We start from the raw sequence: 15808 nt of genomic DNA, 5'->3' as shown, positions 1-15808 counted from the left end.
TAGCCTCCTATCATAAGTCCATTATAGCAACTAGCCTAAGATTACAAAATAGAAAAAGCCCCATCTCTGGAGCTTGTCTTTGGCCGGAAAAAGATCTAGAAAATCCCCTTAAAGGATGTATAGCCGTCTTCAACCATTACATTCGTGCCATTGATGGCGCTAGCTTCTGGCAGGGTCAGGAGGTAGATGGCATTGGCCACTTCCTCAGGCTCGATGACCCGTTCTTTCATATGAAGGCTGTCGCCAAAGTCCTTCAGGTCCCCACGCATCATGGAGGTATTGACCCAACCCGGTGAGACCATTAAGACACGAACACCATGGGGGCCGAGTTCCCGTGCAATCGCCTGAGTGGCCATCTTCACCCCACCCTTACTAGCGTGGTAACCAATGTTTTCCCCGTTGGCTAAGAAGGAACAGATGGAACCAACGTTGATAATGCAACCTTGACCAGCTTCCTTCATCTTTTGGCCCGCTGCCTGGCAGAAGTTAATGGTCCCCATCAAATTAATGTCAATAATTTGCTTGATAGCTGACAAGTCATAGTCTAAGAAGTCGCCACGTTCGCCCGTAATCCCAGCCACATTAACAAGGATATCCAATTGTCCAAAGGCTTCCAGGGCTGTAGCCACCGCTTCTTGACACTGGGCAGGGTCAGACACGTCGCAGGCTACATGACGGATGGCTTCCGAATGCCCCAAGGCTTCTAAAGCTTCTTCGACTTGCTCTTCTTTGTCCACACTGGCTAGGACCAGGCGGTAACCTTCTTGGCTGTTGCCAAACCAATACCGCTAGTTCCTCCGGTGATTAGTGCTACTTTTTCTGACAAAATCATCACTCCTTTAGATTACTTATCTTTAGTATAAGTGATATAATAGATCATAAATACTATGAATAAATAATCACTTAATAAGCTTATCTTATCAGGAGGCGATCTTATTTTCCCCCACAAGCTCCTTTACTTCCTCGAAGTGGCTAAATACGAAAACATGACCCAGGCAGCCAAGGCCCTTAAAGTCAGCCAACCCGCCGTCAGCCAAGCCATCAGTGACCTAGAAGACCAGCTCCAGGTCCCACTCTTCTACCGCCAAGGCCGGCGCATCTTCCTGACTGACCAAGGCAAGACCTATCAAAACTATTGCCAAAGCGCTCATAAACAGCTCCAAATTGGCCAAGACCTGGTCCGAAACCAACGATCGCTTGAAAAAGGCCAGCTCTCCCTCGCCATCACCATGCCCCACGTCTTTCCTGACTTAATCCAGCGATTCCTAGAAAAATACCCCGGTCTTAGCCTCAACCAATATGACCTCAGCCATGAAGAAGCGATCAAACAAATCCAAAATTACCAACTCGATCTGACGGTCACATCAAGCCATATGCAAGCACCCGGCCTTCAAAAGCAAGTGCTAGTCGATGATAAACTTTACCTAGCCCTCTCCCTTGACCATCCGCTCTTAAAGCAAGACCATATCTTACTAGCAGATCTAGAGCCCTTAGATTTCATTGGACTCCATAAGCACTATGCTTTCAGGCAAGAAAGTGATCAGTTCCTCGCTGAACTCGGCCTCCGCATCACACACAAAATCAATGTGGATGATGCAGGCTCCATCTTGCGCCTCACCCAGACAGGACGCTATGCCTCATTAATCACCAGCATTTCCTTGCCCAATGCTCCAGATAATCTGGCCTATCTCCCCATCATGCCCCAGAAGGCCTTCCGCCAAGTCAGCCTCATCTATCGGTCAGATCCCTATCCCAATCCCGTTCTTCAAGCTTTTCTAGACTTTATTCGTCAGTTATCATTGAAAGAAAGCAGGACTAGCCTCCAGCCAATTGAGCACTGATCACTCAGCAAAAAGGCTTTGACAGCAACTTTTATTGTCCTGTCAAAGCCTTTTTACCTATTTCGTTTTAAAACTTAGTTCGCAACCTAACGAAGATGAGTAAGCAAAGCAAATAATAAAGCCCTGCAACAGTGATAGGGAAATCTTCTTGCACATAATAAAAGAGAAGAGCCGCAATCATCCCATTAGCAACAATGGAAGGGAACATACTCTTAGCATTGACAAGACCCACAGCAATATCCTTAGCCCCATCTCTTCTGATCCCCTTCTGATAGGAGGGAACCGAGCGATGATTGACAAGTAAGATCAAATTCTCTGTCCCCAGAACCAGGAACAAGTGCCCCAGAATTTGTCTCATAGCTAGCGTACTTTCTGGCTCAAAAGAAAAATCTTTAATACATTAACCAACAAAAAGACTAATGCTAAGACGCCCGCTTCAAAGAGTAGGGTGAATGAATTCTTTGCCAGGGCATAGGCTAAGACTTCTTGCCACCCTTCTAGCCTCAAGAATTCCTCATGAAAGAGCGCATCCGTCGTGATGTAGCGAAAGACATTCGAAGCCAGCAGGGCACAGGCCAATTGGCTAAGGCCGAGTGGCAAGCGCATGAAGGCAAAGGTCAGTAAAAGAACTAAGCCGAGCAGGAAGGCATAACTATCGATACTCCCATCTTGAACAAAGAATTTCTGTACCGTTAATTTAAAAGAAGTCACAGCGCGTCTCCCCTCAATGACAAGCTTCCGCATTGAATTTATTCTCCACCGGATTCTTTAATTTCCTGGCGTTGGGCCTTGAAGTAAGCATCGGCCTCGTCTCGAATCATCGCTACCGTTTCTTGCCCATGGAATTGGTCGAGCGCCCAGACAAAGTAAATAGCCAAGTTATCTGAATCGAGGTCCTGAACTTCTTCTAGCAAGGCCGAGCGCTGGTCCTTATCCGCCATTTACATGGCTGCCTCAAACAAGTCCGGCGCCCGACTGGCGTCATCCTCATCATCAAAAACCAGCAAGCCCTCATTATGCAAGGCAATGGCATGGTCCATGACCTCATCAATACTATCGAAGTCTCCGCCGTGCTGGTCGAGGAATTTCTAGATATTTCTAAAAACACCTTCCGTTCCTAAAGACATGTCTTCACCTTCTCTACTTTGATTAAATTTTTTAATGAGTTAATAGCTTAGCATATAAGCAAATAGGCTAGACCGTAGACGTTGGATTTGGGAGTTACAAATCTCAGCCTTCTTCTTAATCGCCTATTGATAATCATCCACCAGATCGAATAACAATTTATAGCGGTGAATCAGGCGTTTAAATTCATTCGGCTTAGCTCGTTCAATGAAATTTTCTCGGCTGACTTGCCGATGATAAAGATCAAGAGCCTTTGTTTGATCCAAAAGCACTTTCCCCTTTATCTGATCAGTCTCTTGAAGCTCATAATAGGCTGGATAATTTCTTTTAGTTGTTGAGATTGGTGCAAGGATCGCTATCCGACTCGTTTGGAAGATGAGATCGTGACTTAATACAATGGCTGGACGACTATTTCTCTGTTCGTGCCCAATACTTGAGTTAAAATTAACATAAAAAATATCCCCCACACCCTCATTCTAACAGATTCGACCCATTTTCTCCTCTAAAAACCCAAAAGCGAGGTTCCCAAGAAATCGAAACTTCGCAAGAACCCCGCTATTATGCTGTTTATATCCCCTATTTTTCAATCAATACTACGCACTCAACATGCAATTTTTAGGCTAAATTCAGCCTGTATAAAGCTTGTAATATCAACCTTTATTGTGTCTTTGCCATCTCTAGAGATAATTAGGCTAACTCCCCCTATCTCTCATACTTGCTAACTTCTTCTTGTAATTTGTCGAAATCGGATAAATAATGCCTATCTTGAACAACTCTAAACTTCTCGTACTCTTGAGATGACTTTTCGAGAGCTTGCTTTCGGCTAACTCTTCCCTTGTGGTCCAGCGTCCCTCTGCGGTTCATCTTCAAAAAAATATCTGTTTGGTCCGCCCAATCTTGCATGCTCATCAAGATATTATCCTCTGCCATCAACTCTGCATAATCAATAAACATTGTGACTAGCCGATTCAATTTCTTTATTTCATCTTCAGATAGATAATTTTTAGCAATCTGAGTATCACTCTTCAGAATTTTACCATCAGGAGAATTTTTCCAAGTCGTAAGTCCCATATATTTCTTATCTGCATCCGCTCTATTATAAATAATTTCTGCAGCCGTCGAACCTGTAATCGCATAATGTAATTTATTCTGAACAAAGGCATAGAATCGTCTGGTGATGTCAGAGTTTTTATCATAGTCGTAGGAGCATTGCTGGAAGACATCCGTTATCTTCTGATAGGCTCTTCTCTCACTGGCTCGAATTTCTCGAATTCGCTCTAGGAGTTCATCAAAATAATCTTGACCAAAAGCTTGTCCGTTCTTTAGAAATTCATCGTTCAAGACAAAGCCCTTAGTGATATATTCTTTCAAAGTTTTGGTCGCCCACTGACGAAAGCGGGTTGCCTGCTTGGAATTCACTCGGTAACCAACAGCGATAATAGCATCTAAGTTATAAAAATCAACAGTTCGCTTCACTTGCCGCTGACCTTCCAAACGAACTATTTCCATTTTGGAAACAGTTGAACTTAAATCTAACTCTTCTTCGGTGTAAATATTTTGAAGATGCTTTGAAATCGCAGGTACTCCGACTTCAAATAAGTCGGCCATCATCTTCTGGCTCATCCAAAAGGTCTCATCTTTAACGTATACATCCACATAGACGTTTTCCTTTGCAGTTTCATAAAGTAGAATGGGTAATTGTTCCAAATCTAAATTCTCCTTTCATGGACACGGAGCTCTAAGTAATAAACTCAACCAGACTATTTCTCATAGCCATCTCGATTTCGACTTTTAGAACTACCATATTCTCATGATCATTTCGAACTTACTTCTTGATGTTCATTAGGCATTCTGAGTGTAGCGAAGAAGGCGATAATAATTAAAACATGCAAAACAATATGCCATAAATCTGGCACATACCTTCCTGGTATGTTGATGAATTGGATACAGTCTTCAAAATAAGCAACCTTACCTTCAACGCTACCCATCAGACCCTTTCCGAAAATCGTATACCATTCGTGGGCAAGGAATTGTAGTAGAAACCAGCCTAATTGGATAGTTTTGCCTATTTTATCAGTGTATAAGAATATAAGGAATACAATGATCGAAATGATCATAAACATGCCATCTTCCTTCAAAGCACCCTCAACTAAATACTTGTCACCAATTTTCACGCCAAACATATCCAGTGAAAACCATATAAGCAACAAAAGATTAGCTGCTATTGCAATCTTCTTTTTTGCCATAATCACTCCTCCTCTGATTTATAACTAGGTTAAATTTCGCTTTCAACTTACGCAAAAAGTGGCAATTTTATTGATGTCTAGTTTGTACATTCTTCCCAGAATAGCCGACCAGTTTCCCCATACGTACACCCTCATTCTATCAGATTCCCCTCATTTTCTCCTCTAAAAACAAAAAGCAAGTTTCTCAAGAAGTCATAACTTCTTGAGAAACTCGCTTTTATGCGATTTATAGCTCCTCTTTTTCAATCACCTACGCTATCGCTACAGAACTGACGCTGTAACTCACTTCGTTCGAACAGCCTCAAGCAATACCACGCATTCGACATGTGTCGTCTGCGGGAAGAGGTCGACGGGTTGGACGGACTGGATCTGATAGCCTGCTGCTGTGTACTTATCCAAGTCCCGGGCCAGGCTAGCCGGGTTGCAGGAGACGTAAACAATCCGGTCTGCATCGAGTTCAAGGGAGGCTTCAATAAAGGTCTCGCTCAGACCCTTGCGTGGGGGGTCAACGACCAGGACATCACAAGGAATCCCTGCCATGACCCAATCTGGCATGACCTCACCCGCATCCCCGGCTTGGAAGCTGGTATTATTGAGGCCATTGGCGGCTGCGTTTTCCCGGGCCATGTCGATCGCATCTTCGACAATTTCAACCCCATAGACATGCTTGGCTTCTTGGGCCAGGCAGAGGGAGATAGACCCAATCCCGCAATAGGCGTCCATAACTTGTTCATTCCCCTGGAGATTGGCAGCTTCGAGGGCGGCCTGGTAGAGTTTCTCAGCCTGGCTGGTGTTGACTTGGAAGAAGCTCTGACTGGAAATCGCAAAGTCCAGGCCCAAGATCTGATCGTGGTAGCGGTCGTCACCGTAGAGGACCCGAGTCTCCTTACCCATGATAACATTGGTCCGCTCTTCATTGATATTGATGACCAGACTGACCAGGCCTGGGACTTCCCGGCGGATAGCTTGGATAATCTCTACTTCATGGGGGAGTGACTTACCATTGAGAACGAGGATGACCATGATTTCACCCGTATGCTCGCCCTGGCGGACCCCCAGGAAGCGGAGGAGGCCGCGGTGGACCTTTTCGTCATAGGCGGTGATTTGATAACGGTTGAGGATCTGGATAACGGTCTGCAGGGTCTCGTCGATGTTCTTGAGCTGGATCTGATAATCCTTAATGGGCACAATATCATGGGACCGGCGCTTATAGAAGCCGGTATAGAGCTGGCCCGGCTCTCCTGCGACCGGCACTTGGGCCTTGTTGCGGTAGGCCCAGGGCTCTTCCATGCCGATGGTTTCTTTGACCTCTATGCCTTGGTCGAGGCCGAATTTATGGAGGGAATTGATGACCTGCTGGCGCTTGAAGGCAAGCTGGGCGGGATAGGCCAGGTGTTGGAGGGGCATAGTCCCCGTCCGCAAGCCGTCCTTGTCGCGCAAGGGAACCCGGTCGGGCGAAGTCTGGTAGCGGTCTTTAACAATCGCGAAGGCGAACTTCTTGAGAACCTTGACGATCCGAGCCGAGCACTTTTCACCAGGCAGGGCATCATGGACGAAGATAGGATAGCCATCTACCTTGGCCACTCCTAGGCCTTCATAGGTCAAGTCTTCAATGCTTAAATCATAAGTGGCATTCTTTTTGACAGGTGCTTGTCGCTTTACTTTTGCCATAATCGATTCCTTTCTTCCTATTATTCTATTATTGGAATAATCTTTCCCATCATAGCATAATATCGCCGAGAACTCACAAGCTTGGTCGTCTTTTTTCAAAAAATATGAAGTCCTTAATTTTGCTTCTTGGAAAATCCCTTGCTACAATAAAGGTAAATCATAACACAACACAGAAAGGATGTTTTAAGATGACTTACCAAGATTTACTTCACAAACGCCGGTCCCACCGTGAACTCAGTGCAGATGTTGCCGTGTCCAATGATGAAATCAGCCAAGCCCTGAAGACGGCCATCGATGAAGCGCCCATGGCTTTTGGCGAACAGACCCCACGTGTGGCGGTCCTTCTCGATGGCGAGAGCCAATCCTATTGGGAGGCTGTCAGCCGCCTGAACCCAGACTATGCCGACCGCTATGAAAAATTACAGCAGGCTAAGGGTACTGTCCTCTTCTTCGAAGACCGCAACCATGTCTACAGCCTGACCGATAAGTATGCCATCGATGAGTCCCTCGCTGACCGCTATTCTGGCGAAAACCATGGCATTACTGCTGTTCTGAGCTGGCTTGCCCTGACTGAGCTCGGACTAGACGCTAGCCTCCACCACCCACGCCAACAAGACACCAGCAAGTGGGCCATCCCAGACCACTGGACCTTCAAGGGCGCCCTCGCTTTCGGCAAAGGACAAGACAGCGTCTCCGAAGACAAAGAAAGCCTCTACGACAAGAAAGGCTTCTCCGTTTACCAATAAGATGAGCTCACTGGTAAAATCAAGATAGATTGTATTATCTTCTAGTATCCAATATTTATATACAGTATTATTATCGAGTAAAAAGTCCTGTACTCTTAATATTTATGACTAGTAATAAAAAATCGTACTGATTATTTTTTGAGCAGGAGTGAAGCGTTGAAGTTGGGCCTTAGCCATGAAAAGCAAGCGAAGCGAATTACGGAACGTAGGCGTCAGCCGTACGGACCGTTTGAGTCTCGCTAGGTGAGAGACCTTGGCTCGAACCGGTGCTGCTTTAGCCGTTGGAGTGTTAGCGACTTACGGATAAAGTACAAGACGGCGAAAGACGTTCTTGTACTTCTAAATTCAAAGCCCAACTTCAAAAGCGGAACGGATGCTCATCGCTCATTCATACAATCTATTAAAGAACTCAATAAAAAAAGTGCCGGCAAATGCGGCACTTTTTCCATCTCTTCTCGTTTTATAAGAAGGAGAGGTATGAAGAATATGGTTAGTTCTACTAACCTTTTGGGTATGCCCATAGTATAAAACTTAATTGTTAATTTTCTGTGACTTTTCGTCATTTTTTTCTACTTTTTATAAAATTCTCCTTACTTCCATCATGGCAATGAGCTTATCTATAGAAAGGAGCGATAAGAATGAAGATCAGCATCCGTCGCCGGCTCTTGGGCCAGGTGCCTCTCCTCGAACTCGTCCAAGAAGACCGCAAGAATGACCGCCTGCCCCTTGTGGTCTACTACCACGGCTGGCAGTCGCGCAAGGAACTCAATCTAACAGCCGGCCGGCGCCTGGCCAAAGCGGGTTACCGGGCCCTCCTCCCCGACGCTGACAACCATGGCGAACGCTACCGCAAGTATTCCAAGATTCCCTCCATGACCTTCTGGCAGAGCATCCAGGCCAATCTCTTCGAATTTGGTTTTATTGTCGACCACTTCCAGCAGTTAGGGCTGGCTGATGACCGGATTGCGGTGGCCGGTGTGTCCATGGGCGGGATCACGACCTGCGCCCTCCTTTGCCAGCACCCCGAGATCCAGGCAGCGGCCTGCTTGATGGGCAGCCCCATGCCGGTCCACTATGCCCAAAGAATTGCCCGCCATGCCCGTGCAGCTGGTCGCTATTTCCCCAAAGACGCCCAGACCCTACTCGGCTGGCTCGAAGATTATGACCTGTATAGGCAAGCCGACCAGTTGGGTGACCGGCCTCTCTTCATCTGGCACGGCCGCCAAGACGACCGGATCCCCTTCCAGGAAGCGGCAACTTTTGTCCAAGCCAATCCCCACTTAAAGATTGACTTCCAAGCCGAAGACGAGGGCCACCTGGTCCGCGTTGAAACTATCAAAAGCATGGTCGACTTCTTTACCGACCACTTCCCCATTTAAATATTCAAAGAGAAAATAAAAGTCTGAAAGCTCTCAAACACAAGCTTTCAGACTTTTTAAATGATAAGAAGAAGCAGCAGCTTCGGACCTACTTCCTGTTTTTATGATTTAGCTCTTTGACCATAAAATTCAAAGTATCGATCTCTTATTCTGCGACTTCCACCACTTGGCGCTCGAAAGGATCCTTAGAGAAACCTTGGTCGAGGATATGCTTGGCCCACTCTTGAGCCCCAAACAAGGAGTGGTCCTTGTAGTTGCCGCAGCCCTTGCGTTCGACCCCTTGGACATCATCCCAGCTAGAGTCTACGATATCTCTGAGGACCTTGGTGAAGGCAATTGCTATCTCTTCAGGGGTCTTTTCTCCCCAAACGAGTAGGTAGAAGCCTGTCCGACAGCCCATGGGCGAGAGGTCGATCACCCCGTCCACATAGTCGCGGACAAGACCAGCTGACATGTGTTCAATGGTATGTAAGGCTGCTGTAGGAACAGCTTCTTGGTTGGGTTGGGTCAGGCGGATATCAAATTTCGTGATGACATCCCCCTTGGCACCTTCTTCCCGCCCAGCTAGACGGACATAAGGCGCCTTGACTGCATCGTGGTCGAGCTCAAAACTTTCAACTTTTGCCATTTTATTTCCTCCTTTGAAATAATGATCGTCACTAATCATTATCCCATATTTAGAAAGCAGACTCAATATTTAGCGCTTAGGCAAAAGATAGCAGCAGTGATCACTTGGTCTCCTTAGCAACTGAAGGGCTTTCACTACCTTTCAGCCCATCTTCTTGGTATGATAGGCTTATACTGATAGCAGAGGAGTGACCCTAAATGGAAACTTATCAATTAGTAAATGGCCGCACAATTCCTAAAATCGGTTTTGGTACCTGGCAACTGGAAGACGGTGAGCCCGTGATCCAAGCGGTTAAGAATGCTTTGAACGCTGGCTACCGCCATATTGATACTGCCCAGACTTATGGCAATGAAGCCGGTGTGGGCCAGGCCATCCAAGCCAGTGATGTGCCGCGTGACGAGATTTTTTTGACTACTAAGATCTGGAATGATAAGGGCACTTATGAGGATACCCTAGCTTCTTTCGAAGAATCCCTCAATAAGTTACAAACCAACTATGTGGACCTCTTACTGATCCACTGGCCTAACCCCAAACCCTTCCGCCAAGAGCCAGGCTTTGAGACTCGTAACCGGGAAGTTTGGCGGGCCTTGGAAGACCTCTACAAAGAAGGTAAGGCCAAGTCCATTGGTGTCTCTAACTTCCTAGAGAAACATCTCGAGCCCTTATTCCAAACGGCTGAAATCAAGCCCATGGTCAACCAAATTAAACTCGCCCCTGGCCTGAGTCAAGACGAGCTTGTGACCTACTGCCGGAATCATGATATCCTCCTAGAAGCCTATAGTCCCCTGGGCAGCGGTCAAATCTTTGACAACCAAGAGCTCCAAGCCATCGCCGACAAACATGAGCGTTCGGTCGCCCAAATTGCCTTGGCCTGGTCTTTGGCCCATGATTTCCTGCCCCTTCCTCGGTCTAAGACGCCTAAGCATATCCTCTCCAACTATGAGGTTTTCGATATCCACTTGAGCCCAGAGGAAGTCCGCCAGATTGACCAGATCCAGGACTTGACCGAAGCTCCCGATCCAGATACCAAAGACTTCTAGAAGTCCCATCGAAAAAGATTTTAATCATAAGCAGCGCATCCCCTGCCAAGTCGCTTGTCGGATGCGCTGTGTTCTTGTCCTCTAGGCTCATCAAAGCAGGCGGGAAAGAGGCTTTAGCCCACATGATGCCTCCTATTATTTCATGCTATAATGGGAGCAAGTATAAATTATGGAGGGATTTTATTGTCAGCTGTTATACCCATGCTTATCCTACTGGCCACCCTGTTTCTGGGCTATTGGGGCCAGAAGCAGCAACTCTTTACCGAATCGGCCCAGTATGATTTTTCAACCATGATTACCTATGTCTCCTCACCTGCCCTCATCCTCTCCACCATCAATAGTGCCGGGGAATTAGGGACGAAGAGTGAAGCCCTGACCTTCTTGGCCATTGCCTTTATTATTTATCTTTTCTATATGGCCTTCTCTTTTATTGTGCCTAAATTTATCCCTGTGGCCAAGGAATCAGAAGGTACCCTACAGTTCTTAATGACCTTCCAGAACAACGGCTTCATGGGGCTGCCGGTTATCCAAGCCCTCTACGGTGCTGGGGCCATGTTCTATGCCTCGCTCGTGAATGTTCCCTCCAATATCCTGGTTTATTCCTTCGGGGTCTGGGCCATGAGCCGCTACAGTCAGAAGGGAAAGGGCCAGTTAAGCTTGCGTAAGATCCTTCTTTCACCCGGCTTTGCAGCTTCCTTGATCGCCCTCGCCTTCTTTATCCTTGATTGGAAGATTCCCGAGGCAGCTGAATCCTTTCTCAGCCTCGTGGGGAATATGACCACGCCCTTGGCTATGATCGTGATTGGTATGTCCATGACCGAGATCAAATTCAGAGATTGCTTCAACGATTGGCGGATCTACTTGCTCATGCTGATTAAGATGGTCCTCTTGCCCATTATCATTTATTATCTATTCGGGACCTTCCTCAGCCATCCCATTATCATTAGTGTCCTGGTGGTCACGGCCGCTATGCCTGGTCCCTCCTCAGCAACGGCTTATGCCACAATCTTTGACGGGGACGTTGCCTTGGCCACCCGCTATGTCTTTGTTTCTACGCTTTTTTCTGTGTTGATTATTCCACTGATTATTTCCCTACTTAACTTAGCTGGATAAGCCAGCCATTAAAGGAGGAATTATATGTCAATGACTGAAGAAGAAAAGAACCACCTCTTGCTGTCAACTTGCCTCTTGGCGGGACGCATTATGATGGAGTCAGGCTCCGAATCTTACCGAGTGGAAGACACCATGCAGCGGATCGCCCAGAACACCCACCGCTTCGATACCGAAGCCTATGTCACCAATACTGCTATCTTCATGAGCCTCAACCAGCGGTCAAAGACCCAAATAACCCAGGTGCGCAAACTGTCTACTAATTTAGCCAAAATTGATGAAACCAACGAGCTCTCCCGGGCCTATGAAGCTGGGAAGTTAGACCTAGCCGGACTCAAAAGCGAACTCCAGCGGGTCGACAAGGAACCCAAGAACTTCAGCTTTCCCATCCAAGTTATCGCTGCTGGCTTTGCCAGTGCGGCCTTCATGTTGCTCTTGGATAACAACAACTATCGGGATATCTTGCTTGCCTTCCTTATAGCAACCATCGGCTTCTCCGTCTCCGAATTATGCAAGGAGAAGTTCGAGGTGATCTTCCTCAGTGATTTCTTTGCTTCAACTGTTATCGGTGTTCTCGCCCTCTCCTTCAATCGCTTAGGCTGGGTCAGCCACCTGGACTCCATGATCACGGGCTGCATCATGCCCCTCCTCCCCGGTCTAGCCATCACGGGAGCCCTCCGTGACCTCTTTGCCCGGCAATTAGTCTCGGGCATGGTGGAGGCTGTGAATGCCATTCTGATTGCCATTGTCCTCGGTATCGGTATTGCCCTTACCCTGCAGTGGTTGGGCTAGGAAGGAGGAAGTATGTTGCTTAGTATTCTTGAACAAGCTTGCCTAAGTTTCTTCGGGACCGTGGCCTTCTCAACCATCCTAAACGTCCCCAAGCGCGCCTTGATTTATTGTGGTTTGACAGGTACCAGCGGTTGGATGACCTATAAATTCTTCATGTATCTCTTCAATGAAATAATTGTGGCTAACTTCATGGCTGCCATTGTGATTGGGATCCTCTACATGCAGCTCTCCCGCCGCCTGAGAATCCCGGTCATTATCTTAAACACCCCAGCCATCCTGCCTCTAGTACCAGGGAATGCGGCCTATCTCTTCGTCCGCTATGCCGTTGAGGGCGACTACGTGGCTAGCGTCCAGCACCTCATGACTGTCTTTAAGGTTTCGGGCGCCATTGTCTTTGGCTTCATGTTTATCAGTCTGGCCGAGCAACAGATCCGCCGCCAGCGCCAAGAACGTGCCCGCCGTCAACTCAAGAAAAAAGCCGCTAAGGCCGCCCACCACGAACAAAATAAGAAACGCCTCCCTCTTCCCAAGACACCCAAATTCAAAATCAAAAATAGGACTTCCAAAGAATAAAAAATACGCTCGCCTCGGCCAAATTAAGCCGAAACGAGCGTATTTTTTGACGGTTAAGGCTCTAGAGAGGGAGAGCCTTCCCCCACTTCCCAGTTGAGGGCTAAGGGAAACGAGGAAACCGTCCATGCTTATTCCTTAACCCGTAACAAGTGGGGCGCTGCCCGGCAGATCAGGGCAACAATAAGCCCATCAGCAATGAATGTTGCCAATGCGCTCGAGCCATTGACCAGGAAGGAATACCAATAAATATTCATCCCATCTGGCGCATAGCTTGACCAATACACCACCCCTGCAATGAAGTGGATGAAGTACTTAACAAAGACTGCTAGAGCAACACTCCAAGCGATGGTCCCATAAAGGCTCTCCTTTTGGGCAAGCTTCTGTTGGATAGTTTGGGCGCCGAAGCCAGCCAAACCTGTCACCGCAAAGGCAAAAACATATTCCACAAAGACTTGGAGGAAGGAAAGCACCACAATATCTCCTGAAACGAGCTTGAGAATCCCCCAGAGGAAACCCGCTAGAATTCCTAGCTTAGGCCCCCTACGGAAGGCAAAAATCATAATGGGAATCATCCCGAGCTCAATCTCAAAGATATTCCCGACATCTAAAGGGATCAAGGCAAAAACAAAAGCCAAGACAGCCATTAAAGCAGCCTCGATCATCCCTAATAATTGCTGGCGTTGTGCCATTTAACATTTTCCTTTCTTTACTAAGAAAGAAACAAAACCCGTTTGCATCACACAAACGGGCTTAAAACTTGTATTCGGTAAGATAAACAGCTGGCAAGCTAAAAAGCTGCCTTGCTTATACACTTCCTTACGCTAGTCTTAACTAGATCAAGTTTTAAGGGTCTACTGACGTATCTCAACCTTTTGGTTCCCCTAGTGTTCTATGCGTTTATCTTAACTGTTTTTTATCAAAAATGCAAGTCTAGTACTCCATTACGGTTACATCACTGACTTCAAGCTCCAAATCATTCAAAGTGTAAGATGGCTTGGTTGCCATGCCTTCCATAGGGACTTCATCGACAATCATAATGGCAATATCATTCGCCCAGTTGCCTAAAAAATCGCTGTCAATCTTCCATTCAATCGGCTCAAAGTTCACATTGAAGTCAGAAACTTTAAGTTGCAATTTGGCCTTCAGTTCGGTAATGGTCTTACCTGTCATATTGACCAAGGCAAAAGCCGTTTGAGCGGTCTTAGTCCGCCGATTAGGATAAGCTTCCAGGGCAAAAATATTCAAAGAACCTTCTTCAAAATAAGCTTCATACTGGTCAACAAAATTTTGCAGGGTCGTCATCACTTCATTCACGTCATTCTTAGCGAACGGTACATCTAACTCTTGGAGCTGGGTATTTTGCGCATGGGTCAAAGCTGCACGTACTTTTCCGGCCATAATATCATCCTTCACTTACTTATTTTAATCTTATTGTATCAAAAGTTCAGCTGCTTTAAAATAAAAGCTCTTCGCTTCTGGTCAGAAAAGCCGATTTAATTGCTAGTGTAATCATCGAGATCGACCAAGACCATGGAGATAAAGGATTTGTTCCGGTCAAAATGAAAATCTTTATCCTCAGGAAGGTAGTCGTCTAAGGACAAGGAAGTTATCGGACTTGGCTCAGGCAAAGCTTGCCCACGCTCTAAAGCATCTGCTAAATGGATCCCCAGACAATCACTGGCCATATAAAGCGCATCGACTATATTCTTCCCCTGAGTGATCGCCCTTGGGACATCGGGAAATACTATAAAAAAGGAATCTTGCTTTCATCTGGGCTGAAGTAAAATAAGGCTGGGTAGGCGGCTAACATATTGGATCCTTTCTAGATAAGAATTAGTTGATCTTATTAGTCATTTAATGAAGGAAAAGTATCCGCCTAGGCGGGAAAGAGCCGATAAAATATATTCAACTTAATTCTCTAACTGATTAAAATTACCCCCGCTAACGCGGGAAGAAGTAGAAGTCATCAAAATAACTCGTCATGTGAGCCCATATCTAGCAAAAGAAGAACTAATTTGCCATGATCTATCTGATAGACCAGGAGCCAGTCCCCTTCTATATGTAGCTCACGTACACCTTTCCAATTTCCAGACAGAGCATGGTCTTTGTACTTGGTGCGTAATATACTTTTGTCTTGGATAATTAAAGCATCAATCGCCATTTCTAACTTATTTATATTGTAATGTTTTTTCTTATATTTCTTAAGAGCTCGTACAAACTTTCTTGATAATTCAATCCTTAAAGTTCTTTCATCCACTCTTTAAACTCCTCTACATTATCAAAACTTTCCACCTCTCCGAGTTCAACTTCTGCTAAGGCCTCTTGTATACTAGTTCTCCTTACAGAAAAGGGGATCCCTTGACATGCATTTATTTTTTTTAGGTACATCGTGATAGCCGTAGTCATGTCGAGCCCTAAGTCATCTAATATGTCCTGGGTACTCTTCTTTAAATCTTCATCTATTCTGATTGATATACTCGCTTTTTTTGACATATTTACCAGCCCCTTCGTCTATATTGTAATTCATTTAGAACACAATAGCAATACATCAAGAAGGATTTACTTAGCACCGATTCTCAAAAATGTAGATGAAAAATTTATAAAATAAAATCCGCGTGAGCGGGAAGAGGTGTGATAGTAGACTGATCCAATAGCGA

20 protein-coding genes, 1 pseudogene and 1 riboswitch are annotated in these 15808 nt (G+C 46.1%); of the genes and pseudogenes, 7 read left to right on the top strand and 14 right to left on the bottom strand.

Annotated elements, in window-relative coordinates; genetic code table 11:
• Positions 1-95: 95 nt before the first annotated feature.
• Positions 96-737, bottom strand: coding sequence for an SDR family NAD(P)-dependent oxidoreductase (locus QP860_RS04215; RefSeq protein ID WP_210382802.1), 642 nt, complete (start codon positions 735-737; stop codon positions 96-98).
• 177 nt (positions 738-914) lie between these two features.
• On the opposite strand from QP860_RS04215, the gene QP860_RS04210 reads away from it, so the two are divergent.
• Positions 915-1841 carry a LysR family transcriptional regulator gene (locus QP860_RS04210; protein WP_350338474.1) on the top strand — a complete coding sequence of 309 codons (927 nt, stop codon included), beginning with the start codon at positions 915-917 and terminating at the stop codon, positions 1839-1841.
• 67 nt (positions 1842-1908) lie between these two features.
• Here QP860_RS04210 and QP860_RS04205 read toward each other — a convergent pair whose 3' ends face one another.
• From QP860_RS04205 to rlmD, 7 genes are all read right to left on the bottom strand, one after another.
• The gene (locus tag QP860_RS04205; protein ID WP_070619001.1) at positions 1909-2199 is read right to left on the bottom strand and encodes a hypothetical protein; all 291 of its coding nucleotides are present in this window, start codon (positions 2197-2199) and stop codon (positions 1909-1911) included.
• A gap of 2 nt (positions 2200-2201) precedes the next feature.
• Positions 2202-2552 (bottom strand): hypothetical protein, encoded by a 351-nt coding sequence (locus tag QP860_RS04200; RefSeq protein WP_141744600.1) that lies wholly within the window; start codon positions 2550-2552, stop codon positions 2202-2204.
• Between the two features lie 38 nt (positions 2553-2590).
• Complete coding sequence (locus tag QP860_RS04195) at positions 2591-2782, bottom strand: hypothetical protein (RefSeq protein WP_070618994.1); 192 nt, start codon at positions 2780-2782, stop codon at positions 2591-2593.
• Positions 2783-3091: 309 nt separating this feature from the next.
• On the bottom strand, positions 3092-3433 hold the full coding sequence (locus QP860_RS04190) for a type II toxin-antitoxin system PemK/MazF family toxin (RefSeq protein WP_070618991.1): 342 nt from the start codon (positions 3431-3433) through the stop codon (positions 3092-3094).
• A gap of 235 nt (positions 3434-3668) precedes the next feature.
• Positions 3669-4673, bottom strand: a complete 1005-nt coding sequence (locus QP860_RS04185; RefSeq protein ID WP_284912243.1) for a virulence RhuM family protein — start codon at positions 4671-4673, stop codon at positions 3669-3671.
• Positions 4674-4780: 107 nt separating this feature from the next.
• On the bottom strand, positions 4781-5212 hold the full coding sequence (locus QP860_RS04180; RefSeq protein WP_070618988.1) for a hypothetical protein: 432 nt from the start codon (positions 5210-5212) through the stop codon (positions 4781-4783).
• A gap of 282 nt (positions 5213-5494) precedes the next feature.
• A complete protein-coding gene (gene rlmD / locus QP860_RS04175) occupies positions 5495-6883 on the bottom strand; it encodes a 23S rRNA (uracil(1939)-C(5))-methyltransferase RlmD (protein WP_284912242.1) in 1389 nt (462 codons plus the stop codon).
• Positions 6884-7071: 188 nt separating this feature from the next.
• Between rlmD and QP860_RS04170 the strand changes: the two genes are divergently transcribed.
• Positions 7072-7629, top strand: a complete 558-nt coding sequence (locus QP860_RS04170) for a nitroreductase family protein (protein WP_284912241.1) — start codon at positions 7072-7074, stop codon at positions 7627-7629.
• Positions 7630-8267: 638 nt separating this feature from the next.
• Positions 8268-9008: an alpha/beta fold hydrolase gene (locus QP860_RS04165; RefSeq protein WP_070618973.1), complete on the top strand. Its 741-nt coding sequence runs from the start codon at positions 8268-8270 to the stop codon at positions 9006-9008.
• Between the two features lie 145 nt (positions 9009-9153).
• Here the strand turns inward: QP860_RS04165 and QP860_RS04160 are convergent, their stop codons facing one another.
• Positions 9154-9636, bottom strand: a complete 483-nt coding sequence (locus QP860_RS04160; RefSeq protein ID WP_070618967.1) for an S-ribosylhomocysteine lyase — start codon at positions 9634-9636, stop codon at positions 9154-9156.
• Between the two features lie 197 nt (positions 9637-9833).
• Between QP860_RS04160 and QP860_RS04155 the strand changes: the two genes are divergently transcribed.
• From QP860_RS04155 to QP860_RS04140, 4 genes are all read left to right on the top strand, one after another.
• On the top strand, positions 9834-10676 hold the full coding sequence (locus QP860_RS04155; protein ID WP_070618965.1) for an aldo/keto reductase: 843 nt from the start codon (positions 9834-9836) through the stop codon (positions 10674-10676).
• 183 nt (positions 10677-10859) lie between these two features.
• Positions 10860-11789, top strand: a complete 930-nt coding sequence (locus QP860_RS04150; RefSeq protein WP_168162723.1) for an AEC family transporter — start codon at positions 10860-10862, stop codon at positions 11787-11789.
• Positions 11790-11813: 24 nt separating this feature from the next.
• The gene (locus tag QP860_RS04145) at positions 11814-12578 is read left to right on the top strand and encodes a threonine/serine exporter family protein (RefSeq protein WP_083294377.1); all 765 of its coding nucleotides are present in this window, start codon (positions 11814-11816) and stop codon (positions 12576-12578) included.
• A 12-nt stretch (positions 12579-12590) separates the two neighbouring features.
• Positions 12591-13151: a threonine/serine exporter family protein gene (locus QP860_RS04140; protein ID WP_070618960.1), complete on the top strand. Its 561-nt coding sequence runs from the start codon at positions 12591-12593 to the stop codon at positions 13149-13151.
• A 128-nt stretch (positions 13152-13279) separates the two neighbouring features.
• Here QP860_RS04140 and thiT read toward each other — a convergent pair whose 3' ends face one another.
• The 5 genes and pseudogenes from thiT to QP860_RS04115 form a co-directional block, all read right to left on the bottom strand.
• Positions 13280-13840, bottom strand: a complete 561-nt coding sequence (thiT, locus tag QP860_RS04135) for an energy-coupled thiamine transporter ThiT (RefSeq protein WP_070618958.1) — start codon at positions 13838-13840, stop codon at positions 13280-13282.
• Between the two features lie 107 nt (positions 13841-13947).
• A riboswitch (TPP riboswitch) is annotated at positions 13948-14044 on the bottom strand.
• A gap of 37 nt (positions 14045-14081) precedes the next feature.
• On the bottom strand, positions 14082-14549 hold the full coding sequence (locus QP860_RS04130; protein WP_070618955.1) for a hypothetical protein: 468 nt from the start codon (positions 14547-14549) through the stop codon (positions 14082-14084).
• Positions 14550-14644: 95 nt separating this feature from the next.
• Positions 14645-14902 (bottom strand): annotated as a pseudogene (locus tag QP860_RS04125) (type II toxin-antitoxin system HicB family antitoxin); the annotation flags it as partial.
• A 215-nt stretch (positions 14903-15117) separates the two neighbouring features.
• Positions 15118-15408: a type II toxin-antitoxin system RelE/ParE family toxin gene (locus tag QP860_RS04120; protein WP_070618949.1), complete on the bottom strand. Its 291-nt coding sequence runs from the start codon at positions 15406-15408 to the stop codon at positions 15118-15120.
• A complete protein-coding gene (locus tag QP860_RS04115; RefSeq protein ID WP_070618946.1) occupies positions 15390-15644 on the bottom strand; it encodes a type II toxin-antitoxin system RelB/DinJ family antitoxin in 255 nt (84 codons plus the stop codon). Before QP860_RS04115 ends, QP860_RS04120 begins: the two co-directional genes overlap by 19 nt.
• Positions 15645-15808 lie beyond the last annotated feature (164 nt).

The sequence above is a fragment of the Aerococcus sp. UMB1112A genome, assembly GCF_030230715.1.
Lineage (GTDB): Bacteria > Bacillota > Bacilli > Lactobacillales > Aerococcaceae > Aerococcus.
Note: the sequence above shows the minus strand (reverse complement) of the source record. Positions and strands in the feature narration are given on the sequence as shown.